A 24,727-nucleotide genomic window follows, 5' to 3' on the forward strand; every position below is an offset into this window, starting at 1 on the left:
CACGGGGTGCACCGTTCTGACACATTGAGTTCACCCGGTGTACGTTCCTCGGAAAGTTCCGCTGCCGGGCGGCCTCCTAACGTTTTGCGGGTGCCTAAGCTTTCCGTGATCGTGCCGTTCTACAACGTGCAGCAATATGCCCCGGACACCCTCAGAAGTCTTCGGCTGAACGCCGACCGGGATTTTGAGTTCATCCTGGTCGACGACCATTCGAAGGACGAAACCCCGGCCATTCTCGAACGGGCGGCCGAGGAGCTTTCGGATGTCGCACAGGTGCGCTACATCCGACACGAGCAGAACGGCGGTCTCGCCACCGCCCGCAACACCGGCCTGGACGCGGCCCAGGGCGAGTACCTGACGTTCCTGGACGGCGACGACTGGCTCGCCCCCGGTTACCTCAGCGAACTGGTGTCCGCGATGGACCGGTTGGGCTGCGACTTCGTGCGCACCGACCATGTGCAGGCCACGGCCCGCGCCCGGTCGGTGCACCGGGTCCCGGTGGGCCGCCGCTGGGAGGCCTTCGACCCGCGCGAGGCGATCCTGCCCGCCCACCGCTCCACCTCGGTCGACTACGCCTACGCCTGGGCCGGCGCCTACCACCGGCGCCTCGTGGACAAGGGCGTGCTCCACTTCACCGACGGGCTGCGCACGGCCGAGGACCGGCCGTGGATCTGGAAGTTGCACCGTGAGGCGGAGTCGTTCGCCGTGGTGAGCCTGCTGGGCGTGTTCTACCGGCGCGGGGTCGCCTCGTCCCTGACCCAGATCGGCGATGTCCGCCAGCTCGACTTCATCCGCGCCTTCGACCAGGTGATCGAGGAGACGGCCGCGGACCGCGAGGCCGACCGGCTGCTGCCCAAGGCGGTGCGGACCTACTGCGCGATCATCGCCCACCACCTCTCCAACGAAGACAGGTTCGAACCGGCCGTGGCCAGGCAGCTGCGGTCGATGAGCGCGGCGGCCATCAAGCGCATGCCGCAGGACGCGCTCCGTGACGCACTGGAGGCCATGGACATGGACCGCTCGGCCAAGCTGCGGCGGCTGCGGCGCCGGGTCACCACGACAGGAGCGGCCGCCTGATGCCCGGGACCACACAGATCTTCTGCGCCTCGACGCTGTACGGCGTCGCCACCCTGGCGGCCGCGATCGACTCCGACCTCTTCGAGGAGCCGGACCGCCGCGTGCTGCTGGTGTTCAACAACACCGCGACCCCGGAGACCACTCCGGCGCTCGACGAGATGCCGGGCTTCGCGCCGCTGCGCTCGTACTTCGACGACGTCCTGTCCTGGAACGAGGCCATCCGCCCCTTCCACCCCGGGGCGTGGACGCCGCGCGCTGACGACGTCCCCCTCTTCGAGCGCTATCTGCGGATGCTGTGGGGCCTCGGCGACGACCGCCTCAGCCTGGTCCTGGAGTCCCTCCAGGTCGCGCCCGCGCTCACGGTGGCCCAGCTGTTCACCGACGCGCCCGTCGACGTCTACGCCGACGGGCTGATGAGCTACGGCCCCACCCGCAACAAGCTCGACCCGCTGGTCGGCACGCGCGTGCGGCGGCTGCTGCACCTCGATCTGGTGCCGGGGCTCACGCCGATGCTGCTCACCGAGTTCGACGTGCCGGCGCGACTGGTGCCGACGCCCGCGTTCCTGAAGGTGCTGGGCGAGGTCACCGAGACCGTGCCCGAACTTCCCGATCTGCCCGGCGAATCGGCGCTGCTGCTCGGCCAGTACCTGTCGGCGCTGAACATCCTCTCCCCCGAGGAGGAAGAGGACCTGCACGTGCGGATGATGCGGGGTGCCGTCGCCCGCGGCCACCGCACGGTCGTCTTCAAGCCGCACCCGACGGCGCCGGCCCGCTACAGCCGCGCCCTGGAGACCGAGGCCGAGAAACTCGGCGTGCACCTCACCGTGCTGGACACCCCCGTGCTAGCCGAGGTGATGTTCGACCGCACCCGGCCCGCGCTGGTCGTCGGCTGCTTCTCGACCGCGCTGTTCACCGCCTCGGCCTTCTACGACCTGCCGGTCGCGCGCATCGGCACCGAGCTGCTCCTGGAGCGGCTGACGCCCTACCAGAACAGCAACCGGATCCCCACCACGCTGGCGGACGCGCTGCTGCCCGACCTGGAGAGCGGCAGGGACCGCGACGAACTGCCGGCCGAGCGGCTGTCCGACCTGGTCACCGCCGTCGGCTTCACCATGCAGCCGCAGATCTACCCGGAACTGCGCTCGCAAGCCGAACAGTTCCTTTCCCGCCATCTCGGCCCGCGCACCCGGCACTACTTCAAGAAGCGCCGGCTCACCTCGCTCGGACTGCCCGGCGGTATTCCGCAGCGGTTGGCATTCCTGCCCCGCAATTCCACGGCACGCCGGGTGGTCCGGCGGGCTCGGGCGCTGCGCAAGGCGGTACGCCGCTGAAGAAGGTGTGCCCGGCGGCCCGTCTCGGCGACATCGAGATGAACCCATGGAAACCGGCAGGCGAAGCCTGTTGCCATCGAACGTAATTGCGTCAATACACGTCCTAGGGTGACAGGCGCCCTGCCCGCCCACAGGCGGCTCAGGTAAAGGACATTTCGAGCCACACAGAGGTTTTCAGCGTGACCGAGACGGTCGTCAGCACCCGCAAGCCCCGGCCCGGTGTCGCCGTGCTGGTCGAACCCCCGGGCGCCACGACCGTCCCACGGCGCCGGGAGAAGCCCGGAGGCCGGCTGCGCGCCCTGGACGGACTGCGGCTGGTGGCCGCGCTGATGGTGGCGGCGTACCACTACGGCGGGCGCGACGGCGAGGTCTCCCAGGCCTGGGGCACCTCGCCCAAGGAGCAGTTCCCCACCCTGCACGAGTTCTTCGCCTACGGCTGCCTCGGCGTCCAGGTCTTCTTCGTGATCAGCGGGTTCGTGATCTGCATGAGCGGCTGGGGCCGGCCGCTGAAGTCGTTCTTCGCCTCCCGCGCCTCCCGGCTGCTGCCCGCCTACTGGGTGGCGGTCCTGATCGTCACGGCGGTGTTCGCGCTGCCGGTGGTCGCCTACAAGGCGGTGTCGCCGAGCGACGCGCTGGTGAACCTGACCATGCTGCAGATGCCGCTGGGCGTGGACCGGGTGCTCGGGGTGTGCTGGACGCTGTGGGCGGAGGTCCGCTTCTACGCCCTGTTCGCGCTGTGCGTCGTGCTGCCCGGTGCCACGCGCCGCCGGGTCATCATGTTCTGCGCCGGCTGGACGCTGGCGGCGGTGATCGCCGAGAACGCGCACATGCCGCTGCTCGACATCGTGCTGATGCCCGAGTACGCCCCCTTCTTCATCGGCGGTGTCGGCCTCTACCTCGTCCACCTCGACCGCCGGGACGTCTACGGCTGGGCCATCGTCGCCGTGAGCTGGCTGATCGGGCAGCACTACGCCGTGCAGGGGCTGTGGCACGCGCCCGACGCGGGCGGCTTCTCGTACCGCTCCTCGCTCGGCATCGTCCTCGTCGTCACCTTCGGCTTCCTCGCGGTCGCCGCGATAGCGCTGGGCCTGCTGAGCCGGGTGAACTGGCGCTGGCTGACCGTGGCGGGGGCACTGACGTATCCGTTCTACCTGGTCCACGAACACCTCGGCTGGGTGGTGATCCACGCCCTGCACCGCGGCCTGCATCTGCCATCAGGGGTGACCTTCGCGCTGACGGTGGCCTCAATGCTGCTGCTGGCCTGGCTGCTCAACAAGTATGTGGAGAAACCGCTGACACCTCGGCTGCGGGCCGCGCTGGCCAAGGCACGCTGAGCTGTTCACTGGACGTTCAACCATCCGTCGGTTCGGGCAACGCTCAGGGAGAAGGCTCGTCTCATGACCAACGCACAAGCGACCGACACGTATCCCGGCGAACTCGCCGACGTCCCGGGCTGGTTCCCGCCCCTGGACCAGATGCTGTTCACCTGGTTCCTGGAGCGGCAGCAGAAGCAGGGGATGCGCGGAGACCTGCTGGAGCTCGGCGTCTACATGGGCAAGAGCGCGATCCTCCTCGGCCACCACCTCCAGGCCGGCGAGACGTTCACGGTCTGCGACCTGTTCGAGGGTGACGCCCCCGACGGGGCCAACCAGGCGGAGGCGACGAAGTCGTACGCCTCGCTCACCCAGCAGGCCTTCGAGCGGAACTACCTCTCCTTCCACGACGCCCTGCCGACGGTGATCGCGGCCCCCAGCTCGGTGGTGTCCGAGAAGGTGGCCCCTGGTTCCTGCCGCTTCGTCCACATCGACGCCTCACACCTGTACGAGCATGTGCACGGCGACATCGGCGCGGCCCGCGACATCCTCCAGCCCGGGGGCGTCGTGGTCCTCGACGACTTCCGCTCCGAGCACACGCCGGGCGTCTCGGTCGCCGCCTGGGAGGCCGTCCTCAACCGGGGCCTGCGCCCGATCTGCCTCAGCACGCAGAAGCTGTACGGCACCTGGGGCGACCCCGAGCCGCTCCAGGACGAGCTGCTCGACATGCTCCGGCAGCGAACGGACTGCGGGCTGAGCGTGCAGCAGGCGGCCGGGCACCGGCTGGTCCGGGCCCGGTCCCGGGGCATGAAGCCGCCGGCGTTCCCGACCTCCCGGCACTATGTGGCACCCGTACCGGTGCAGGCCCCGGCCGCCGAGGTCGCCGAGTCCCGGGCCGCGCTCCCGGCCCGGCCCGCCCCGTCCCGGGCGCGCCGGCTCGCCAAGGACCTGCTGCCGCCCCTGGTCACCCGGGCCGTACGGCGGGCCCGCGCGAGCCGGTCCTGACGCCTGACGTCATAAGACGCCGTAGCGCGTCGCGATCCCCTCGATCACGAGGGCCGGCCCCTCCTCGACGTGCTGCTCGCAGTCCTCGGAGATCTCCGCGCCCGCCTGGGCCGACAGCGGGAAGTCGGCCATCAGGCGGGCGCGTTCGTCCATGTCGTAGCCCTCGCGGCGCTCGCCCGGCAGGGGATGCACGCCCTGGCCCGCTTCGGCCGGTACCGGCGAGTCCGCCCTACGAACTCGCCAGGGACAACTTCACCGCGAAGCCCAGGAACAGCGCGCCCGCCGCCGAGGTCGCCCCCGCCGACAGGCGCCTGCGGCGGCGGAAGGCGGCGGCCAGCCGGGTGCCGCCGAAGATCAGCGCGCTCAGGTAGAGCACGCTGGCCAGCTGGGCGAGAGTGCCGAGGACGACGAACGACAAGGCGGGATAGGCGTACTGCGGATCCACGAACTGCACGAAGAAGGCGACGAAGAACAGGATCGCCTTGGGGTTGAACAGGCTGACGACGAAGGCGCGGCGGAAGGGCCGCTCCTCGGCGGGCGCGGGAGCCTCACCGTCGGCGGTCCGCTCGGCACGCGTCCGCCACATGCCCCACGCGGCCCGCAGCATGCCGATGGCCAGCCACGTCAGATATCCGGCCCCCGCGTACTTCACCACGGCGAACAGCACGGCGTTCGCCTGCAACAGCGAGGCGACTCCGGCCGCGGACAGCGTCATCAGCACCGCGTCACCGCACCAGACCCCGGCGGAGGCGGTGTACCCGGCACGCACGCCGCGCCGCGCGGCCACGGACAGCACGTACAGCGAGTTGGGCCCGGGCAGCAGAATGATCAGGACGAGGCCCGCCAGGTAGGTGGGCAGATCGACGACACCGAACATGCGAAGGAGTGTCGCACGCGGGTCCGACGGTCGGGTAGGACGTGCGGCACGCTCCCCGCCGGTCAGAAGGCGTCCGACGGAACGTGCGTCCCCCACACCTCCCGCAGCGCGTCGCAGACCTCGCCGACGGTGGCCCGGGCGCGCAGGGCGTCTTTCATCGGGTAGAGGACGTTGTCGGCGCCTTCGGCGGCTTTCTTCATCGCGGCCAGTGCGGTGTCGACGGCCGGCTGGTCGCGTTGAGCGCGCAGTGTGGCCAGGCGTTCGGCCTGGCGGGCTTCGATGGCGGGGTCGACGCGCAGGGGTTCGTAGGGTTCTGCCTCGTCGAGGCGGAAGCGGTTGACGCCGACCACGACCCGCTCGCCGGAGTCGGTCTGCTGGGCGATGCGGTAGGCGTTGCGTTCGATCTCGTTCTTCTGGAAGCCCCGCTCGATGGCCTCGACGGCGCCGCCCAGTTCCTCGACCTTCGTCATCAGCTCCACGGCGGCGGCCTCGACGTCGTCGGTCATCTTCTCGACGGCGTAGGACCCGGCGAACGGGTCGACGGTGGCGGTGACGTCCGTCTCGTGGGCGAGGACCTGCTGGGTGCGCAGGGCCAGGCGGGCGGACTTGTCGGTGGGCAGGGCGATGGCCTCGTCGAAGGAGTTGGTGTGCAGCGACTGCGTGCCGCCCAGCACCGCCGCCAGGCCCTGCACCGCCACCCGGACCAGATTGACCTCCGGCTGCTGGGCCGTCAGCTGCACCCCGGCCGTCTGCGTGTGGAAACGCAGCATCAGCGACTTCGGGTTCGTCGCGCCGAACTCCTCGCGCATCACCCGCGCCCAGATACGGCGCGCGGCACGGAACTTGGCGACCTCCTCCAGGATCGTGGTGCGGGCCACGAAGAAGAACGACAACCGCGGCGCGAAGTCGTCGACGTCCATGCCGGCCGCGACCGCCGTGCGCACGTACTCGATGCCGTCGGCGAGGGTGAAAGCGATCTCCTGCACGGGCGAGGCCCCCGCCTCGGCCATGTGATAGCCGGAGATCGAGATGGTGTTCCACTTCGGGATCTCGGCCCGGCAGTACTTGAAGATGTCCGCGGTCAGCCGCAGCGACGGCTTGGGCGGGAAGATGTACGTCCCGCGAGCGATGTACTCCTTCAGCACATCGTTCTGGATCGTCCCGGTCAGCTGGTCCGCGCTGACGCCCTGCTCCTCGGCGACCAGCTGGTACATCAGCAGCAGCAGGGCCGCCGGGGCGTTGATCGTCATCGACGTCGAGACCTGGTCCAGCGGAATCCCGCCGAACAGCACCCGCATGTCCTCGACGGAATCGACCGCCACCCCCACCTTGCCGACCTCACCGTGCGCGATCACCGCATCGGAGTCATGACCCATCTGTGTCGGCAGATCGAACGCCACCGACAGGCCGGTCGTGCCGTGGGCGATCAGCTGCCGGTAGCGGGCGTTGGACTCCGCCGCCGTACCGAAACCGGCGTACTGGCGCATCGTCCACGCACGGCCCGTGTACATCGACGGATACACACCCCGTGTGAACGGGAACGCCCCCGGCTCCCCCAGCCTCTCCACCGGATCCCAGCCCTCGATGGCCCCCGGCCCGTAGACCGGCTCGATGGGCAGTCCGGACTCCGACTCGCGCGCCATGGTGCATTGCCTCCCGCAGAGCAGTGACCTCGCTCACCACCATGCCCCCTGGTTCGCGACGGGTCACGTCCGGGGAACATCTCAGGTGACATCCGGGCACACCGGTGAGACGACGGGGGGCCGTGTGCGTACCACGGGCATGGGACGAGCGATGGCGGCGGCACTCGTCGCGCTGACCGCACTCACCGGCTGCACCGTGCAGCCGCCCGACGGCGACGGGAAGCGCCGCCCGCCGGTGCGCATCGAGCTGCCCAGCGGCACCCCGTCCCCGGCCCGCACGCCCACCGGCGGCGACGGCGGACCGGACTCGCCGGCGGCCCCGCCCGGTGGCGACAAGCCGCGCGCCGCACCCCGCGTGCTCTGGTCCCGCGGCGACCATGGCCGGGACGTCCGTGAACTCCAGGCGCGGCTGCGGCAGGTCGCCTGGCTGTTCGACGGGCCGACCGGGAGATACGACGAGCGGACGGAGAAGGCGGTCGGCGGCTTCCAGGGCAAGCGCGGGTTGCCGCGCACCGGGAAGACCGACACCGTCACCTGGCAGCGGCTGCTGCGGATGACCCGCGAGCCGGGCCGGTGGGACCTGTACCTGATGGGCGGCCAGCCCGCCGACCCGCCGGACCCGCGCTGCACGACCGGCCGGGTGCTGTGCATCGACAAGACCAGCCGGACACTGCGCTGGATGATCGACGGGCGGACGCTGTCGACGATGGCCGTCCGCTTCGGCTCGGAGTACACCCCGACCCGGGAAGGTGTGTTCTCCGTCTACTGGAAGTCCCGCGACCATGTGTCGACGCTCTACGACTCCCCCATGCCCTACGCCATGTTCTTCAGCGGCGGCCAGGCCGTGCACTACTCGGCGGACTTCGCCGCCCGGGGCTACGCGGGCGCCTCGCACGGCTGCGTCAACGTACGGGACGAGTCGGCGATCTCCGAGCTGTACGCACAGGTCCGCGACGGCGACAAGGTCGTCGTGTCCTGGTGAGCGGCGGGGAGAGGAAGATGGGGCGCGGGCGGGACCGGGGGAACGTGTCCCGCCCGCGCACAGGTGCACGAGCCGTAGGTACGGGGGGAACCCCGGCTCCGTGCGACAGCCGATGACCAGTCGGCTCACTCATTACTGCGCCGGGGCGGCCGAAAACGTCACACCCTCGGCCAGAAATTTTTCACGGAGTGCGAAACCGCAGGTCGCAGGGGTACGAGCGACTGCCGGGACCAGCCACGGTCCTCGTCGTCGTCCGTCTTACCCGCCCGCTTCCCGGCATTCCGGCCGGCCTTGTCCTGCTTGCTGCCCTGCGTCCGGTCCCAGTTCTTGTGCCTGGCGTTGCCCGAGCTCTCGCCGTTCCGCTCCGCGGAGCGGGGGTCGGTCCCGGACCGGACGCCCTTGCAGTACTTCCACACGCGGGTGCCGCCCGCCGCGTCCCGCAGAGCGCGCCTGCGGTCGTCGTCCAGCCGCTTGCCCTCGCGCAGGTCGCGGCAGGCGGAGACGATCTTCTCGCGGTCGTCGTCGGGCCGGCCGGTGGAGTCGGGCTTCGGCGTCGTGTCGCCGCGCGCCTCGTCGCGTCCCGCGCCACCGGTTCCGCCCGCCGAGGTGTCGCCCTCGGTGTCGTCGCCGGGAGCGCGCCCGCCCGGCACGGCGTCGCTCGGTGAGGGCGACACCAGCGGGCGCTCGGTAGGAGTGACGGCTGCCGAGACCGAGGCGCCGGGGTCGGGCTCGTCACCGCCGAACGGTGCTCCCAGGACTCCGGTTCCGGCCGCGACGGCGACGCCGCCGACCATGCCGACGGCGACCGCGGCGGCCAGAGCGAGGCGGGCGGGACGGGCCCAGCGGGACTTGCCGACAACCGCGGAGCCGCTGCCGCGTGGCGTTCCGATCCGGACCAGCCCGGCGTCGCCGGCCTCGGACACGTCCTCGCCGCCGATGACCGCACGGGTGGCAACGGTGTCGGCGCCCTCCGCGCGGGCCTTACGGAAAGCGGCCACCGCCGCGGCCTCACCGGGGAGTTCCTCACTGGTCGGCGGGGGTGAGGCGGACAGCGCGCCGAGTGTCCTGGCAAGCCGTTCGGCCTGGCCCCGGCCATCGCCGTCGACAGCTTCCAGTGGCTCTCCGCTCAGCAAACGCTCCGCCGTTTCGCGGTCCAGCCACCTGTACTGCTCGTCGGCCATCACACATCCTTCTGCGTCCGCGCGACGCCGTGCGTCACACCTGCGGACGTCACCGCGCCGCCGCGCGGTTCTCGCTGGGGCGGCAGGGCGTCGAGCACCCCGGCCGATTCCGGATCGCCCTGCGGGGCGTCGCCGAGCAGCTCGGCGAGCCGCTTCAGGCCCCGGTGCGCCGCCGTGCGGACGGCGCCCGGGCGCTTGCCGAGCGTCTCGGCGGCGCTCTTGGCGTCGAGGCCCACGACCACGCGCAGCACGACCGCCTCGGCCTGGTCCTGCGGCAGCCGGGATATCAGGGAGAACGTTCCGTCGGTGGCGAGCGCCTCGATGGCCTCGCCGGCCGTGTCGGACTCGGCGGCCCGACCGGTCAGTTCGGTCTCGTCCCCGCCGATCGCGGGCCGGCGCCCGCGCATGCGTATGTGGTCCAGCGCGCGATTGCGGGCGATGCGTGCGGCCCAGCCGCGGAACCGGTCCGCGTCGCCGGTGAACCGCTCCAGGTCACGGGCTATCTGCAGCCACGCCTCGGACGTCACGTCCTCGGCGTCGGGGTCGCCGACCAGCGTCCGTACGTATCCGAGCAACCGCGGGTGCACGGCGCGGTACACAGTCCGGAACGCGGTCTCATCTCCGTCCTGTGCCGCGCGCACCGCGGCGGTCAGCTCCGCGTCGTCCCCCAGCACCGCACCCCTTATGCGCCTAAACCGGCGCCGCTCTCGCGGACCGGGTTCTCGCCGTCGTGGTTCCTCGATTGTTGGTCGCGGTATCAAGACCGCAGGTGGTTGCGGTGGTCTTGCCGCCTCCGCGTCGGCGCGAAAGGCACGTTACGACCTGAAACCGCTCCCCGTCCATGTCCGCCCGAGATTCAACTAAGCCGTGACACGGGGGGGTGTGACAGAAAACGCACTCAGGGCGCTGTAGGGAGTACGGGCCGCCGCGCGGCCCGTACCGCGCGACGGCCGGGGCCTCTCCTGTGGGGGGTGGCGGCCCCGGCCGTTGCCATGGCGGCACCGGCGGGTTCGCGGAGTCCCCTACGGGTTACGGCCGTTGGGCTGTGAGCGCTTGCCGTCGGACCGGCTCTTGCCGGTGCTCTCGTCCTTGCCCTGGTCCGCGCCCTTGTTCGTGGCCGAGGAGCCTTCGTTCCCGGCGGGACGCCCCTGCTCCGCGCCCCCGCCCTGGCCCTGCTTCGATTCGGCCAGTTCCTCGGCGCAGTACGCCGTGACGTTCCTCTCACCGCCCGCGGCGCTCACGAGACGCTGCCAGGCCGTGGCGTCCATGGCCCGGCCGCGCCCGTCGACCTGCTCGTAGGCGCGGCAGTACGCCTCGGTGTCCTGGGCGTCCTGAGTGGGGGCCGGGCGAGCAGGGGCCGAGCCCTCGCCGGTGCCCGGGGTGGGGGTGCCGTGGGGCGGCTTCGTCCCCGGTTCGCGCGGGGCGCCGCTCGACGCGGGCGGCTGCTCGGGGACGTCCTCGGTGCCGCCGTCCGTCGACGAACCGGCCGCGCCGATCGCCGCCACGGCGACGCCGCCCAGCGTGAGACTGGCGAGCAGCACGGAGAGCGTCGTCTTCAGGGACCGCCCGAGGAAACGCCGCTCGCGGGGACGCCAGTCGTCCCGGTGGTGGCCGCGCCTGTGCAGGGCCCCGGCGGCCCGGGCGGCCCGGAAGGCGGCCACGGCCCGCTGCTCGGCCTCGGCGTCGACCCCGTCCCGGACGAGACAGGCGACGATCAGCGCCTCGATGTCGGCGTCGAGGCGGGGGTGACGGAAACCACGGCCGGGAAGTCCGCCGTCGCTCTGCCGTTCACCCATGTCCGTTTCCGCCTCTGCTCGATCCGCTCGTCCCGGCCCGCCGGGTCCCACCAGTACGTTCCGCCGGTCCGCCGTGTTCAGCGGCGTCGGGCCGGTGTGGCCCCGCCGGCCGGCCGCCGGAGCCGCCGGCTCCGGTCACGTCGACTCACCCAGCGTCCGTGGCGCCTCATCCGTCACACTCGCCGCGCCCAACTGCCCGGCGAGGCGTTTCAGTCCCCGATGGGCGGCCGTGCGTACGGCGCCCGGCCGCTTGCCCAGGACGCGTGCGGCGGCCGGGCCGTCAAGGCCGACCACCACGCGCAGCAGCACGGCCTCGGCCTGGTCGCGCGGCAGCCCGCGGACCAGCTCCAGGGCCCGCTCGGTGGACATGGCCTCCAGCGCCTGGTCGTGGGTGCTCTGCGACCCGGGCAGGTCCAGGACGTCCTGCTCCAGCGCGGACGACCGGGGCCTTACCCGCTGCCGGCGCAGATGGTCCAGGGCCCGGTGCCGGGCGATGGTCGCCGTCCAGCCGCGGAAGCCGGCCCCGTCGCCCCGGAACCGCCCGAGGTCCCGGGCGATCTCCAGCCAGGCGTCGGACGCCACGTCCTCCGCGTCGTCCCCGACCAGACCGCGCAGATACCCGAGCAGCCCCGGCTGCACGATCCGGTAGGCGACCGCGAACGCCGCCTCGTCACCCTGCTGGGCCCGCGCGACGGCCGCGCCCAGTTCCCCGTCGTACGCCTGCACGCGCCGGGGTTCCGCTCCCTGACCCAAGTACCGTCCTCGTCCGTGCCGAGTGCGCGCCCTCACGGTGATCAGCGCCGTCGCGCGCGGAAGTGTCACAGCGCGTCAGGAGCCCGGCCGTCGGCGACCGTTCGGGTCAACCCGACCGGCCGTCCTCAGGAGTGCGAGCCCAGGCAGGTTTGGTCCGAGTGACGCACCGGGGAGTGCTGCTCGCGATGCAACCGCCCGACGAAAGGCGAGCGCCGTATGACACCCCGCCTCCTGCGCACCGCCGTCGCCACCGTCCTGGCCCTCGGTGCCGTCGGCCTGACCCAGCCCGCCCAGGCCGACTCCTCGGACGGCGTGCACACCGTCCGGGTGCCCGACGGGGACGCGCACGAGCGGTCCCTCGCCCCGCGCACCACTGAGCCGTTCAGTCTGCTCGGTGTCACCTGGGACGACCCGGACCAGGCCCTGTACGGCTCCGTGCGGGTGCGCACCCGCTCCCGCGAGAGCGGCGAGTGGAGCGTGTGGCGCTCGCTGGACTCCGACATCCGTACGCCCGAGGCCGGACCCGAACGCCACCGTGGCGGGATGCGCGGCGGCACCCAGCCGCTGTGGACCGGGCCCGCGGACGGCGTCCAGGTGCGGGTCTGGGGAGCACGGCTGCCCGAGGGGCTGCGCGTCGAACTGGTCGACCCCGAGGGCGGGTCGGACGCCGTGCACACCGCGGTCGTCGACCCGGTCGTCGTCGGGCCGGCCGTCCAAGCGCCCTCGGCCCAGCGTCCCGCCGTGACGTCCCGCTCCGCCTGGGGCGCCGACGAGTCCCTGGTGAAGGACCCGCCCACCCACACCTCCGGCACCAAGGCGATGTTCGTCCACCACACGGCGGGCACCAACGACTACAGGTGCTCCGAGTCGGCGTCGATCGTGCGCGGCGTGTTCCTCTACCACGTGAAGAGCAACGGCTGGAACGACATCGGCTACCACTTCCTGGTCGACAAGTGCGGCACCGTCTTCGAGGGCCGCGCGGGCGGCATCGACAAGCCCGTCCTCGGCGCGCACACCTACGGTTTCAACACCGCCACCAGCAGCGTCTCGGTCCTCGGCGACTACTCGACGGCGGCCGCCAACGCCGCGGTGCGCGCGTCGGTCGCCAAGGTCGCGGCCTGGAAGCTCGGTCTGTACGGCATCGCCCCGACCGGGACGGTCGTGCTGACCGCCGGGGCGGACAACGGCAAGTACAAGCTGGGCGAGAAGGTCACGATGCATCGCGTCTCCGGGCACCGCGACGGCTACCCGACCGAGTGCCCGGGGCAGAACCTGTACGACGACCTGCCCGAGATCCGCACCCTGGCCGCGGACGCCCGCCAGCTCAAGGAGCCGGCACCGGAACCGGCCGGGCCCGGGGCGGGTGTCGTGCCCGGCCGCTGAACCTACCCACGGGGCTCGGCGGTCACCGCGTCCCGGCACAGCAGGCGCAGCGAACCGTGCCCGGCGTAGCAGCGCCGGGCCTCGTCGATCGGGTCCCACAGGCGCCCGTCGGGCGTGCGGATCCAGTGGTCACCGCCGGTCGCCCACCACTCGGCACCTGTCTGACGCGCCATCACCTCGCCGGCGTAGGCGCCGAAGCCGCGCAGCACCTCCTGGACGGCGGCGTAGGGCGCCCCTTCCCGCCGTATCCCCTCGATCATCCGGTCGATGCTCCACAGGCTCTGCGCCGAGTAGTCGAGGCGCAGCCGTGCTCCCTCGCGCATCGTCGCCACTGTGTCCGCAGCCCACCGCACCGGCTTGGCCGCCGCGGACGGCCTGGTCTCCGCTTGAGTCGTCACATCCGGAAAAGCGCTGCGGCGAAGCGTTTCGTCACCCGGAATCGGCGGCTTCGCCGAAGCGGCGCAGGACCGCCCCACCTCGCCCAACGGACGGTCACAGGACTCTCCCAGGAACGGGGGTTTAGGTCGGTCGGAAGCGCCGGCGACCCGTCAGCCCTGGTGCCGGTTCCGGCGCGACACCACCGCGCGCAGCACCCGGCGGCCCTCCGTCGACACCTCCAGGACGCGGCGCAGCCCGGCCGGGCCGTGTCCGGCGAGGACCTCCAGTACGACGACCTGGCGGCGCAGTTCGGCGGCGACGAGCGGCGACATGCCGTCCGTGCGGCCCTCACGGCGTACGTGCACCGACGAGGCCTCGTCCTCGGCGGTGTCGAGGAGGCGGTGGATCTGGAGGGAGGCGACCGAGCAGGCGTCGGCCCACACCCGGACCTGGCGGGCGGACGGCTCGGCGGGGGCGGCCTCGAGCATCCGGTGGGCGAGCAGGGCCGCCTCGTCCCCGGCGCCCGGGGCGTCCAGCTTGCCGCGCGTCCGCTCCAGTCGCTCGCCCCACTCACCGGCTGCGGCGGCGTCGGCGAGGCTCGCCCACACCGGCCGCAGGGTCTCGTCGTCGCCGCCCAACAGGGGCACGCACCGATCCAAACAAGCCAGCCCGCTCGCGGCCAGCCCGCGCTCGTCGGCCTGTGCGATCAACTCCACCAGGCTCATCCACGTCTCCCTCCGCGGGCCTTCCAGGGGCCCTACCAGGCCGCTTCCGGCCCCACCCCTCACGGAACCCGCACTTCCCCTTACTGCGTGCAACGGCCCCGCAGTGTCACAGCGGCAGCACGCCCAGTCGGTCGAGGAAGCGGAAGAAGAGATTTTCGGCCAGTGGGTCAGGGTCTGAAGTCAGTACGTCCGCAAGAGCGTCGGCGTTCACCTCGTACCCGGTCTTCGATTCGGCCCGCCTCAGAACCACCACAGCCGTACCGGCGTTCGCAGCCGTAGGTCCCGTTCGCGCCGAGTCAGTCGAGCCTGTCCGCCAGCGCCCGGAACTGCGCCCAGGACAGATCGGGCTTGTCCGGGTCCCACAGCTTTTGCACGGTCGCCCGCAGCGGCATCCGGATCCCGGCCGCCACCTGGGCTTGCGTCTGCGAGTTCGCGAGGTCGCACCAGACGGCGAAGGACCCGCCGAGGATCTGCCCGTCGTAGCGCTCCGGCACGGCCTCGGTGCCGCGCAGCACCCGTGGCGTCCACTGCTCGTAGATCCGCTGCCCCGTCGGGTAGACGAAGGTCTGCGGCTCGCCGAGCACGTAGTACAGGAACTCGTCGTTGTAGTTGATCACCTTGCGGCCGGCGCTCAGATACTCGGCCGGCGGCCGGGCGCCGATCTCCTTGCCCGTCCAGTAGGCGACCTGGATGTCCTCGTCCGCCTCGACGGAGGTGTCCCGGAAGAAGCCGTCGTTCCACGCGCGCGGGGTGCGCTGATGCTCGCGGACGGTGGCGGCCCGGTCGTTCAGCCAGCCGGTGGCGAGGTCGGCGACGGTCGCCCCGGAGCCGTACTTCTCCCGCGCGGCGGCGGCCAGCTGCGGGAACGACGCCTCGGGGTCGGAGCGGACCAGCGCCTGGTACTCGTCGCCGCCCAGGTGCCAGGGCTTGCCCGGGAAGAGGTCCGCGTACTCGTTCAGCAGGTCGTCGACGATGTCGGCGCTCTCGGGCTCGGAGATGTCGATGGCCCCCTGCACCGCCGACCCCTGCGCGGTGCGCAGCTGGAGGTCGGGGTGTGCGTCGATGACCGCGCCGAGGTGCCCGGGCGAGTCGATCTCGGGCACGACCGTGATGTGCCGGCTCTCCGCGAGGTCGATGATCTTCCGCACCTGCGCCTTGGTCAGGTGCTGCCGGGACACGATCTCGGGATGCGTGTCGGACTGGATCCGGAAGCCCTGGTCGTCGGAGAAGTGCAGCCCCAACTGGTTGAACTTCAGATCGCCCAGCTCCCGGATGCGGTCCTCGATCCAGCCGGCCGTGAAGTTCTTGCGCGCGATGTCCAGCATGAACCCCCGCTGCGCCTTGGCCGGTTCGTCCTTCACCACGCCCTCCGGGGCCGTGCCGCCGTCGTGCGTCTCCTGCTTGAGCGTGCGGGTGCCGTAGAAGACTCCGGCGTCGGCGGGCCCGCTGATCTCCACGCGCCCGTCGCGCACGGTCATCACGTACGACTCCGGGTTCGCGCCCTTGTCGTCGTTCAGCGTCAGCCGCAGGTCCCCGGCCCGCTTGTCATCCTTCTCGCCCGCGTACGACAGCCCCAGCTCACCGGCGACCAGTCGCCCCTCGTCGGCCAGCGCCGGGTCGTCCACGACCACGCGGTTGCCCTTCTCGGGCCGCCAGCCCGGCCCGCGCGCCGGGGTGTGGTCACGTACGGCTGGGATCGTGCGGGGCGCCTCGGACAGGGCGTAGGAGCGGCTCGGACTCGCGTCCGGCGAGGTGGTGGGTGCGGCCGCCCCGCCCTGCGAGGATCTCGCCGCCGGCCCGGTGGACCCGCCGTCGTCGCCCGAGGCCGCCCAGAGCCCGAGACTCACGCCGGCCGCGATCACGACCAGGGCTACCGCCATGGTCACGACCAGCGCCTGCCGCTGTTTTTCCTTCTTCGCCGAGGCCCGGCGCCTGTGCTGACTCACACGGCCAACCTAAAACCCCCTGGCGTGGGGCGCGCGTCCACCACGCGTTCCGAAACTCTCTCTCCCGGGTGATATTCGTGCATCCGTCGGACACGTCTTGGTCGTACTCGATAGCCTGAGGTCACAACTCTCACAACATGCCCTGCCGACACACGTGACGCCCACAAGGACCCACGCTGCCCGCGCACCGTCTCCCAGATCTCCCCGGTCGGCTCGCCATACCGGTGGAGCACTTCAACGCAGCCTCCGCCGAGGATCTGCAGCAGACCCTCCTCTCGTGCCTGCGCAGCCTCCGCTGGTCCCGGCGGGTCGCGGCTCACCGCCCCTACCCGGACCTGGACTCCCTGCTGGCCGCCGCGGACGAGGCGGCCTACGACCTGACCTGGGCCGACCTGACCGAGGCCCTGGCGGCCGAGTCCCTGCCGCCCCTCCCCGCGGACACGTACGCGGCGGCCCACACCGCCCTGAACGCGGCTCACGCCGCCTATGAGGCCCGCTTCGGACACGCGTTCGTCATCTGTCTGGCCGGAGTGGCGCCGGCGGAGACCCTGGACCGCCTTCTGGAAGCCATCCGATCACGATTGGCCAACGATCCGGAGGAGGAGCGGGTGGTGGCGGCGGACGAACTGCGCCGCCTTGCGAGGGGGCGTCTGCTGAAGGCCCTGAGGGACGCGGGGAACCGCGCGATCAGCCACTGACGACCCGCGCTCGGCACCCCACGGACACCGTCAACCCCCTCAGCCGCACTAGCCCACCCGTACCTCTTTGCGTGCCAGTTTGATCACACCATGGGACCCCCGCTCAGCCCAGCGGCAGCACATCGCTACGATGCTGGGGGCCGGTGGACCGTACCCGGCCGGGCCCGACCGACAAGGAAAGCCGGCGCGGCCCCAATCACCGCTCCCGGAGGAAACTTCCGTGCCGGCTGGAACGCTGTACCGCGGCCGGGAAGGAATGTGGTCCTGGGTGGCTCACCGAGTCACCGGCGTCCTCATCTTCTTCTTCCTGTTCGTTCACGTGCTGGACACCGCCCTCGTCCGTGTGTCCCCGGAGGCCTACGACAAGGTCGTGGCCACGTACAAGACGCCGATCGTCGCGCTGCTGGAGTACGGCCTCGTCGCCGCCATCCTCTTCCACGCGCTCAACGGCCTGCGTGTCATCGCCGTCGACTTCTGGATCAAGGGTGCCCGCTACCAGAAGCAGATGCTCTGGACCGTCGTCGCCCTGTGGGTCGTGCTGATGCTCGGGGCGATCTACCCCGTCCTCGGCCACGCCGCTCGTGAACTGTTCGGGAGCTGACGCCAATGTCCACGACTGAGAAGACCGCAGCCGGCGTGGGCCCCGTCGAGGGCGGCACCGTCTACACCGTCGACAACCCTGCGCCCTTCATCGAGGCCCCGCGCAAGCGCACCAAGAAGACCCCGAAGACCACCCGGGGCAACTTCGAGCTCGCCGCCTGGCTCTTCATGCGCCTGTCGGGCATCGTGCTGGTCGTGCTGGTCCTCGGCCACCTGCTGATCCAGCTCGTGCTGGACGGCGGCGTCTCCAAGATCGGCTTCGCCTTCGTGGCCGGCCGCTGGGCGTCCCCGTTCTGGCAGGTCTGGGACCTGCTGATGCTGTGGCTGGCGATGCTGCACGGCGCCAACGGCCTGCGCACGGTCATCAACGACTACGCGGAGCGCGCGAACACCCGGCTGTGGCTGAAGGCTCTGCTCTACACCGCCACGGTGTTCACCATCCTGCTGGGCACGCTGGTGATCTTCACCTTCGACCCGAACATCCGCTAGGCACGGGGCTGCGAGAATCATGAAGATCCACAAGTACGACACCGTCATCGTCGGCGCCGGTGGCGCGGGCATGCGCGCGGCCATCGAGTCGACGAAGCGCAGCCGCACCGCCGTGCTCACCAAGCTCTACCCCACCCGCTCCCACACGGGCGCCGCGCAGGGCGGCATGGCCGCCGCGCTGGCCAACGTGGAGGAGGACAACTGGGAGTGGCACACCTTCGACACGGTCAAGGGCGGTGACTACCTGGTCGACCAGGACGCCGCCGAGATCCTCGCGAAGGAGGCCATCGACTCCGTCCTCGACCTGGAGAAGATGGGCCTGCCGTTCAACCGCACCCCGAACGGCACCATCGACCAGCGCCGCTTCGGCGGTCACAGCCGCAACCACGGCGAGGCCCCGGTCCGCCGCTCCTGCTATGCGGCCGACCGCACCGGCCACATGATCCTCCAGACGCTGTACCAGAACTGCGTCAAGGAGGGCGTGGAGTTCTACAACGAGTTCTACGTCCTGGACCAGCTGATCACCGAGGTCGACGGCGTCAAGAAGTCGGCCGGTGTCGTGGCGTACGAGCTGGCCACCGGTGAGATCCACGTCTTCCACGCGAAGTCCGTGATCTACGCCTCCGGCGGCTGCGGCAAGTTCTTCAAGGTGACGTCCAACGCGCACACCCTGACCGGTGACGGCCAGGCGGCGGTCTACCGCCGGGGTCTGCCGCTGGAGGACATGGAGTTCTTCCAGTTCCACCCGACCGGCATCTGGCGCATGGGCATCCTGCTGACGGAGGGCGCCCGTGGTGAGGGCGGCATCCTCCGCAACAAGGACGGCGAGCGCTTCATGGAGAAGTACGCGCCGGTCATGAAGGACCTCGCGTCCCGTGACGTCGTGTCCCGCTCCATCTACACGGAGATCCGTGAGGGCCGCGGCTGCGGCCCCGAGGGCGACCACGTCTACCTCGACCTCACGCACCTCCCGCCGGAGCAGCTGGACGCCAAGCTGCCCGACATCACGGAGTTCGCGCGTACGTACCTGGGCATCGAGCCCTACACGGACCCGATCCCGATCCAGCCCACCGCGCACTACGCGATGGGCGGCATCCCGACGAACGTCGAGGGTGAGGTCCTGGCGGACAACACCACGGTCGTCCCGGGCCTGTACGCGGCCGGCGAGGTCGCCTGCGTGTCCGTGCACGGCGCCAACCGCCTCGGCACCAACTCGCTGCTGGACATCAACGTCTTCGGCAAGCGCGCGGGCATCGCCGCCGCGGAGTACGCCCAGAAGGCGGACTTCGTCGAGCTGCCGGAGAACCCCGCGGAGCTCGTTCTCGAACAGGTGGAGCGTCTGCGCAACTCCACCGGCGCCGAGCGGGTGTCGGTCCTGCGCCGTGAGCTGCAGGAGACCATGGACGCCAACGTCATGGTGTTCCGCACCGAGCAGACCATCAAGACGGCGGTCGAGAAGATCGCGGAGCTGCGCGAGCGCTACAAGAACGTGGCGATCCAGGACAAGGGCAGGCGGTTCAACACGGACCTGCTGGAGGCCGTCGAGCTGGGCAACCTGCTCGACCTCGCCGAGGTCATGGCGGTCTCCGCGCTCGCCCGCAAGGAGTCCCGCGGCGGTCACTACCGCGAGGACTACCCGAACCGCGACGACGTCAACTTCATGCGGCACACCATGGCGTACCGCGAGGTCGGCGCCGACGGCTCCGAAACCGTCCGTCTCGACTACAAGCCGGTCGTCCAGACCCGCTACCAGCCGATGGAGCGTAAGTACTGATGGCTACCCCTGTTCTGGACAAGGAAGACGCGGCCGGCAAGCCCGAGCCCGGGTTCGCCGACTCCCCCTACATCACGGTCACCTTCCGGGTCCGCCGCTTCAACCCGGAGGTCGCGGCGGACGCGACCTGGGAGGACTTCCAGGTCGAGATCGACCCGAAGGAGCGCGTTCTCGACGCCCTCCACAAGATCAAGTGGGAGCTCGACGGCACGCTGACGTTCCGCCGCTCCTGCGCGCACGGCATCTGCGGCTCGGACGCCATGCGGATCAACGGCAAGAACCGCCTGGCGTGCAAGACGCTGATCAAGGACATCAACCCGGAGAAGCCGATCACGGTCGAGGCCATAAAGGGCCTGACGGTGCTGAAGGACCTCGTGGTCGACATGGAGCCGTTCTTCCAGGCGTACCGGGACGTCATGCCCTTCCTCATCACGAAGGACACGAACGAGCCCACGCGCGAGCGTCTCCAGTCCGCCGAGGACCGCGAGCGCTTCGACGACACGACGAAGTGCATCCTCTGCGCGGCCTGCACCACGTCGTGCCCGGTCTTCTGGAACGACGGCCAGTACTTCGGCCCGGCCGCCATCGTCAACGCGCACCGCTTCATCTTCGACTCGCGTGACGAGGCGGGCGAGCAGCGTCTGGAGATCCTCAACGACCGCGACGGCGTCTGGCGCTGCCGCACGACCTTCAACTGCACGGACGCCTGCCCGCGCGGTATCGAGGTCACGAAGGCGATCGCAGAGGTGAAGCGGGCGCTGATCACGCGCCGCTACTGAGGTCGACCGCTTGCTCATGAGGGCCCTGTCTCCCCTGGAGACGGGGCCCTCTGGCATATGCCACACCGTCGGGTGAACGCGGCTGCGAGCGACTCATGGAGCACGGTCCCCGGAACACCTCCCGCGTCCGGGCGTCGAACTCGGCGACCTCCCGGAACACCCGGCGCCGGATCAACTCCCCCACGCTCAGCCGTTCCTCGGCGATCTCCAGCCCCCAGGCCGCCCGCACGCTCCCCCGCCGTCGTCTCGTCGACGAACGTCACGACGACCATGCCGCCGACCGTACGAGGCGCCACCGACCATCACCCGAACGCACGTGTTGAACATGTTCAAAAAGAAGTCTAGAGTCATCCCCGACAGCGTTTTGAACGTGTTCAAGAAGGGTGGGGCAATGGACCGCACGGTCATCGCCTACGTCATCTACCTGTTGGTCAGCATCAGTTTGACCGTCTGGGTGGCCCGCACGCTCAGCACGAACGGCAGGGTCTTCCTCGCCGACGTGCTGCACGGCAACGAGAAGCTCGCCGACGCCGTCAACCACCTCCTGGTGGTCGGCTTCTACCTCGTCAACCTCGGGTTCGTCGCGCTGTACCTGAGCGGGGACGAGACCATCACCGACACACGCGGCGTCTTCGAGGCTCTGTCGACCAAGCTCGGCGTGGTGCTGCTCGTGCTCGGCGTGATGCACCTGGCCAACGTCTACGTGCTCAACCGGATCCGCCGACGCGGCGCCATGGAGCGCGAGCAGGTGCCGCCGGTACCGCCGCAGGGCTGGGCCGCCCCGCAGGCCCAGGCCTGAACGGAGACCGGCATGAACGCCACGGCACCGGTCCGCCGGCTCACCGTCCTCTACGACGCCGAGTGCTCCCTGTGCGCGTTCCTGCGCGACTGGCTCCTGCGGCAGCCGCAGTTGGTGCCGCTGGAGCTGGTCCCGGCCGCCTCCGAGGAGGCCCGGCGGCGCTTTCCCGGACTCGACCACGGCGCCACCCTCGACGAGATCACCGTCGTCGGCGACGCCGGGCAGGTCTACCGGGGCCCCGCCGCCTGGATCGTCACCCTGTGGGCGCTGCGCGAGCACCGGCCGCTGGCCCACCGGCTCAGCACCCCGTCCGGCGCCCGGCTCGCCAAGGGCGCGGTGCTCGCCGCCGCCAAGTGGCGCGGGGCGCAGTGGAACCGGGGGCAGCGGGGCGGGGCACAGTGGGGCGGCCGGGTGTACCGGCGGGCGGACGGATGGGCGTACGACCCGGACGGTGGCTGGACCTACACCACGCCGGGCTGCGCCGACGGTGCCTGCGCCCCTCGTCGGGCGCCCGGGCGCTGACGTTAGGCTCTCTTCCCGTGTCCGCGAAGAACGACGGCCCCGACGACGGCGCCACCCCGACCAAGTCCGAGCAGACCCGCGCCCTGATCCTCGAGACGGCCATGCGGCTGTTCCAGGAGCGCGGCTACGACAAGACGACGATGCGGGCCATCGCCAAGGAGGCCGGGGTCTCCGTCGGTAACGCGTACTACTACTTCGCGGGCAAGGAGCACCTGATCCAGGGCTTCTACGACCGGATCGCCGCCGAGCACCAGGTGGCGGTCCGGGAGATCCTGGAGCGGGAGGCCGATCTGGAGGCCCGGCTCGCGGGCGTCCTGCGGGCGTGGCTGGACATCGCCGCGCCCTACCACGAGTTCGCGGTGCAGTTCTTCAAGAACGCCGCCGACCCGGACAGCCCGCTCAGCCCCTTCTCCCCGGAGTCGGAGCACGCGCGCCTGGAGGCCATCAGCGTCCACCGGGAGGTGCTGGCCGGGGCGACGAAGACGAAGGTGCCCGAGGAACTGCGGGACATCCTGCCCGAGTTGATGTGGCTGTCCCAGATGGGGCTCGTCCTGTACTGGATCTTCGACCGGACCGAGGGGCGGGAACGCAGCTACCGGCTGGCCGAGCGCGGCGCCCGGCTCACCTCGCGGGGCGTGGCCCTGGCCCGCTTCCGCGTGCTGCGGCCGCTCGTGCGCGAGGTGCACGAGCTGTTCACGGACTTCCTGCCGGGCATGACACGGGCGATCCCGGACCCGGCGGCGCGCCGGACCGACTCCTAGGACACCGGCGCCCCGGGCGGGCACAGTGCAAGGACCCTAAGGGGTCCTTGCACTGTGAGCGTCCGATCAGGTCGCGTGGTCCGGCGCCGTGCATCGCAAGGCGCCTAAGTGCCCTGGTAGCGGAGCTACCCGGGCGCTTCGGCCACGCGGCGAGGCGCGGTGCCGGACCACGCGACCCGGGCGGGCACAGTGCAAGGACCCCTAAAGCTGCGTGAGGCTCCAGAGGCGGAACACGCCCGTGCCGTCCGACAGGTACTGGCCGCCGCCGATGTCCTCGGTGGTGACGACGTACTCCTCCGCCTGCCACAGCGGCAGCACCGGCACGTCCTGAGCGACGGTCTGCTGCACCGCGCGGAAGTCCTGGTCGGTCTCGGAGCGGTCGGGGTAACGCCGGCTGTCCGCGATGAACCGGTCGACGGTCTTGCTGCTGTAGCCGGTGTTCATGACGCTGTCCGTGCCGACGAGCGCGGTGCCGAAGGTGTCCGGGTCGGGATAGTCGGCGGCCCAGCCGACGGCGTACGCGTCGAGCTCGCCGGCCGCCCAGCGCTTCTGGAAGGCGGTCCACTCATAGCCCTTGAGGGTGACCTTGAACAGGCCGCTCGCCTCCAGCTCCCGTTTGATCTCGGCGGCCTCCTGCGCATCGGCGCCGCGGCCCTCGGCGTAGCCGTAGGTGAAGCGCACCGGCAGGGTCACGCCGGCCTCGGTGAGCAGCTGCCGCGCCTTCTTCGGGTCCTGCCGGGGGTAGTCGTCGAAGAACGAGGCGGTGTGCCCGGTGAGGCCCGCCGGGATCAGCGAGTACAACGGCTCGACCGTGCCGTCGTACACCGTGGCGGCCAGCCGCTCGCGGTCGATCAGCCAGGCTATGGCCTGCCGGACCTTCGGGTCGTGCAGGGGCTTGCCCGCGCGGGTGTTGAAGTACAGGTTCCGGGTCTCGGCGGTGTCCGCCTCGAAAACGCGCTGGTCGGGGTCGCTGGGGTTCAGGCCGGCGAGGACGTCGGGCGGCAGCTGGTCGGTCGCGACCTCGACGCGCCGGTCCTTCCAGGCGGTCTCCAGGGCGTCGGGACTGGCGTAGTAGCGCAGGTCCACCCTCCGGCCCGCACCGCCCTTGACGGCGCCCCGGTAGTGCCCGTTGGGCGCGAGGACCGCCTCATGGTTCTTCGTGTACGAGGCGAGGGTGTACGGGCCGGTGCCGTCCACCCCGTCGCCGGTGCGCAGCTTGTCCGCCGGGTACGCGGTGCGGTCGACGATCGAGCCGGCGCCGGTGGCCACCTTGAACGGGAAGGTCGCGTCGGGCGAGGTCAGGTGGAAGAGGACGGTCGTCCCGTCGGCGTCCACGGAAGCCAGGGTGCTGAACAGGGGCGCCGGGCCGACCGGTGACTTGATCTTCAGGATGCGGTCGAAGGAGAACTTCACGTCCTCGGCGGTCATCGTCCGGCCGCTCGGGAAGGTGAGGCCCGAACGCAGCTCGCAGCGGTACGTGGTCAGGTCGCCCCGGACGAACGCGCAACTCCTGGCCGCGTCCGGCACGGGGGTGGTGCCGCCCGGCGGGAAGGTGAGCAGCGACTGGAAGACGCTGCTGTACAGCGCCCAGGAGCCCGCGTCGTAGCCGCCGGCCGGGTCGAGCGAGGTGGCGGCGTCGGTCGTGCCGACGGTGATCGTCCTGCCGTCGCTCTTCGACGGCAGGAGCCGCCAGGCGCCGACGCCCACGGCCGCCAGCACGAGCAGTCCCGCGAGTATCCGTATGCGAACCGATCGCATCGGCTTTGCCTCCCCAGGCCCCTTGGGGCCCTTGCGCCCCCATGTGCGAGTGCCACGCCCCTTCGTGGCGGGTTCACCCAATCACAGGTGTTTGACCAGGGGGAAGGAAGATCTGACGAGTTGGGAAAGAACTTACCGATGGGCGTTTCGGACCGGT

General features: G+C 70.9%; 24 protein-coding genes and 1 pseudogene. 14 read left to right on the forward strand and 11 right to left on the reverse strand.

Annotation, left to right across the window (positions count from 1 at the left end; translation table 11 throughout):
• Positions 1 to 90: 90 nt before the first annotated feature.
• The 4 genes from ACWD1U_RS21200 (at position 91) to ACWD1U_RS21215 (ending at position 4,726) form a co-directional block, all read left to right on the forward strand.
• A complete protein-coding gene (locus tag ACWD1U_RS21200) occupies positions 91 to 1,077 on the forward strand; it encodes a glycosyltransferase family 2 protein (protein WP_451109525.1) in 987 nt (328 codons plus the stop codon).
• A complete protein-coding gene (locus tag ACWD1U_RS21205) occupies positions 1,077 to 2,408 on the forward strand; it encodes an alpha-2,8-polysialyltransferase family protein (RefSeq protein ID WP_451109526.1) in 1,332 nt (443 codons plus the stop codon). The genes ACWD1U_RS21200 and ACWD1U_RS21205 overlap by 1 nt, the downstream gene beginning before the upstream one ends.
• 179 nt (positions 2,409 to 2,587) lie before the next feature.
• The gene (locus tag ACWD1U_RS21210; protein ID WP_451109528.1) at positions 2,588 to 3,742 is read left to right on the forward strand and encodes an acyltransferase family protein; all 1,155 of its coding nucleotides are present in this window, start codon (positions 2,588 to 2,590) and stop codon (positions 3,740 to 3,742) included.
• A 63-nt stretch (positions 3,743 to 3,805) separates the two neighbouring features.
• Positions 3,806 to 4,726, forward strand: a complete 921-nt coding sequence (locus ACWD1U_RS21215) for a class I SAM-dependent methyltransferase (RefSeq protein WP_451109529.1) — start codon at positions 3,806 to 3,808, stop codon at positions 4,724 to 4,726.
• Between the two features lie 9 nt (positions 4,727 to 4,735).
• Here the strand turns inward: ACWD1U_RS21215 and ACWD1U_RS21220 are convergent.
• The 3 genes and pseudogenes from ACWD1U_RS21220 to ACWD1U_RS21230 form a co-directional block, all read right to left on the reverse strand.
• Positions 4,736 to 4,924, reverse strand: a pseudogene (locus ACWD1U_RS21220) (TetR/AcrR family transcriptional regulator C-terminal domain-containing protein); the annotation flags it as partial.
• A 31-nt stretch (positions 4,925 to 4,955) separates the two neighbouring features.
• A complete protein-coding gene (gene leuE, locus ACWD1U_RS21225; protein WP_451109531.1) occupies positions 4,956 to 5,603 on the reverse strand; it encodes a leucine efflux protein LeuE in 648 nt (215 codons plus the stop codon).
• Positions 5,604 to 5,665: 62 nt separating this feature from the next.
• Positions 5,666 to 7,246 (reverse strand): acyl-CoA mutase large subunit family protein, encoded by a 1,581-nt coding sequence (locus ACWD1U_RS21230; RefSeq protein WP_451109533.1) that lies wholly within the window; start codon positions 7,244 to 7,246, stop codon positions 5,666 to 5,668.
• 139 nt (positions 7,247 to 7,385) lie between these two features.
• On the opposite strand from ACWD1U_RS21230, the gene ACWD1U_RS21235 reads away from it, so the two are divergent.
• Positions 7,386 to 8,228 carry a L,D-transpeptidase family protein gene (locus tag ACWD1U_RS21235; RefSeq protein ID WP_451109534.1) on the forward strand — a complete coding sequence of 281 codons (843 nt, stop codon included), beginning with the start codon at positions 7,386 to 7,388 and terminating at the stop codon, positions 8,226 to 8,228.
• 158 nt (positions 8,229 to 8,386) lie between these two features.
• Here the strand turns inward: ACWD1U_RS21235 and ACWD1U_RS21240 are convergent, their stop codons facing one another.
• The 4 genes from ACWD1U_RS21240 to ACWD1U_RS21255 all read right to left on the reverse strand — a co-directional run bounded on the left by ACWD1U_RS21240 (position 8,387) and on the right by ACWD1U_RS21255 (position 11,958).
• Positions 8,387 to 9,409 carry a hypothetical protein gene (locus ACWD1U_RS21240; protein WP_451109536.1) on the reverse strand — a complete coding sequence of 341 codons (1,023 nt, stop codon included), beginning with the start codon at positions 9,407 to 9,409 and terminating at the stop codon, positions 8,387 to 8,389.
• Positions 9,409 to 10,083 carry an RNA polymerase sigma factor gene (locus ACWD1U_RS21245; RefSeq protein WP_451109538.1) on the reverse strand — a complete coding sequence of 225 codons (675 nt, stop codon included), beginning with the start codon at positions 10,081 to 10,083 and terminating at the stop codon, positions 9,409 to 9,411. Before ACWD1U_RS21245 ends, ACWD1U_RS21240 begins: the two co-directional genes overlap by 1 nt.
• A 348-nt stretch (positions 10,084 to 10,431) precedes the next feature.
• A complete protein-coding gene (locus ACWD1U_RS21250; protein ID WP_451109539.1) occupies positions 10,432 to 11,205 on the reverse strand; it encodes a hypothetical protein in 774 nt (257 codons plus the stop codon).
• A gap of 135 nt (positions 11,206 to 11,340) precedes the next feature.
• The gene (locus tag ACWD1U_RS21255) at positions 11,341 to 11,958 is read right to left on the reverse strand and encodes an RNA polymerase sigma factor (protein ID WP_451109541.1); all 618 of its coding nucleotides are present in this window, start codon (positions 11,956 to 11,958) and stop codon (positions 11,341 to 11,343) included.
• Positions 11,959 to 12,174: 216 nt separating this feature from the next.
• Between ACWD1U_RS21255 and ACWD1U_RS21260 the strand changes: the two genes are divergently transcribed.
• The gene (locus tag ACWD1U_RS21260; RefSeq protein WP_451109542.1) at positions 12,175 to 13,341 is read left to right on the forward strand and encodes an N-acetylmuramoyl-L-alanine amidase; all 1,167 of its coding nucleotides are present in this window, start codon (positions 12,175 to 12,177) and stop codon (positions 13,339 to 13,341) included.
• Between the two features lie 2 nt (positions 13,342 to 13,343).
• Here the strand turns inward: ACWD1U_RS21260 and ACWD1U_RS21265 are convergent, their stop codons facing one another.
• The 3 genes from ACWD1U_RS21265 to ACWD1U_RS21275 all read right to left on the reverse strand — a co-directional run bounded on the left by ACWD1U_RS21265 (position 13,344) and on the right by ACWD1U_RS21275 (position 16,324).
• Positions 13,344 to 13,739: a hypothetical protein gene (locus ACWD1U_RS21265; protein ID WP_451109544.1), complete on the reverse strand. Its 396-nt coding sequence runs from the start codon at positions 13,737 to 13,739 to the stop codon at positions 13,344 to 13,346.
• 150 nt (positions 13,740 to 13,889) lie between these two features.
• Positions 13,890 to 14,444 (reverse strand): hypothetical protein, encoded by a 555-nt coding sequence (locus ACWD1U_RS21270; protein WP_451109546.1) that lies wholly within the window; start codon positions 14,442 to 14,444, stop codon positions 13,890 to 13,892.
• Between the two features lie 296 nt (positions 14,445 to 14,740).
• Positions 14,741 to 16,324: a beta-N-acetylhexosaminidase gene (locus tag ACWD1U_RS21275; RefSeq protein WP_451109834.1), complete on the reverse strand. Its 1,584-nt coding sequence runs from the start codon at positions 16,322 to 16,324 to the stop codon at positions 14,741 to 14,743.
• Between the two features lie 290 nt (positions 16,325 to 16,614).
• On the opposite strand from ACWD1U_RS21275, the gene ACWD1U_RS21280 reads away from it, so the two are divergent.
• From ACWD1U_RS21280 to ACWD1U_RS21315, 8 genes are all read left to right on the forward strand, one after another.
• Positions 16,615 to 17,088, forward strand: coding sequence for a 2-oxo-4-hydroxy-4-carboxy-5-ureidoimidazoline decarboxylase (locus tag ACWD1U_RS21280; protein ID WP_451109547.1), 474 nt, complete (start codon positions 16,615 to 16,617; stop codon positions 17,086 to 17,088).
• Between the two features lie 220 nt (positions 17,089 to 17,308).
• The gene (gene sdhC, locus ACWD1U_RS21285; protein WP_037670267.1) at positions 17,309 to 17,689 is read left to right on the forward strand and encodes a succinate dehydrogenase, cytochrome b556 subunit; all 381 of its coding nucleotides are present in this window, start codon (positions 17,309 to 17,311) and stop codon (positions 17,687 to 17,689) included.
• A 5-nt stretch (positions 17,690 to 17,694) separates the two neighbouring features.
• The gene (locus ACWD1U_RS21290) at positions 17,695 to 18,177 is read left to right on the forward strand and encodes a succinate dehydrogenase hydrophobic membrane anchor subunit (protein ID WP_451109549.1); all 483 of its coding nucleotides are present in this window, start codon (positions 17,695 to 17,697) and stop codon (positions 18,175 to 18,177) included.
• A 19-nt stretch (positions 18,178 to 18,196) separates the two neighbouring features.
• Positions 18,197 to 19,951, forward strand: coding sequence for a succinate dehydrogenase flavoprotein subunit (gene sdhA, locus ACWD1U_RS21295; protein WP_451109551.1), 1,755 nt, complete (start codon positions 18,197 to 18,199; stop codon positions 19,949 to 19,951).
• Complete coding sequence (locus ACWD1U_RS21300) at positions 19,951 to 20,730, forward strand: succinate dehydrogenase iron-sulfur subunit (protein WP_451109553.1); 780 nt, start codon at positions 19,951 to 19,953, stop codon at positions 20,728 to 20,730. Before sdhA ends, ACWD1U_RS21300 begins: the two co-directional genes overlap by 1 nt.
• A gap of 391 nt (positions 20,731 to 21,121) precedes the next feature.
• On the forward strand, positions 21,122 to 21,529 hold the full coding sequence (locus ACWD1U_RS21305; RefSeq protein ID WP_451109555.1) for a hypothetical protein: 408 nt from the start codon (positions 21,122 to 21,124) through the stop codon (positions 21,527 to 21,529).
• Between the two features lie 12 nt (positions 21,530 to 21,541).
• Positions 21,542 to 22,051, forward strand: coding sequence for a thiol-disulfide oxidoreductase DCC family protein (locus tag ACWD1U_RS21310; RefSeq protein ID WP_451109557.1), 510 nt, complete (start codon positions 21,542 to 21,544; stop codon positions 22,049 to 22,051).
• Between the two features lie 17 nt (positions 22,052 to 22,068).
• The gene (locus ACWD1U_RS21315) at positions 22,069 to 22,812 is read left to right on the forward strand and encodes a TetR family transcriptional regulator (protein ID WP_451109558.1); all 744 of its coding nucleotides are present in this window, start codon (positions 22,069 to 22,071) and stop codon (positions 22,810 to 22,812) included.
• A 201-nt stretch (positions 22,813 to 23,013) separates the two neighbouring features.
• Here the strand turns inward: ACWD1U_RS21315 and ACWD1U_RS21320 are convergent, their stop codons facing one another.
• On the reverse strand, positions 23,014 to 24,570 hold the full coding sequence (locus ACWD1U_RS21320; protein ID WP_451109559.1) for an ABC transporter substrate-binding protein: 1,557 nt from the start codon (positions 24,568 to 24,570) through the stop codon (positions 23,014 to 23,016).
• Positions 24,571 to 24,727: the final 157 nt, after the last annotated feature.

It is taken from the genome of Streptomyces sp. NPDC002788 (assembly GCF_053592115.1).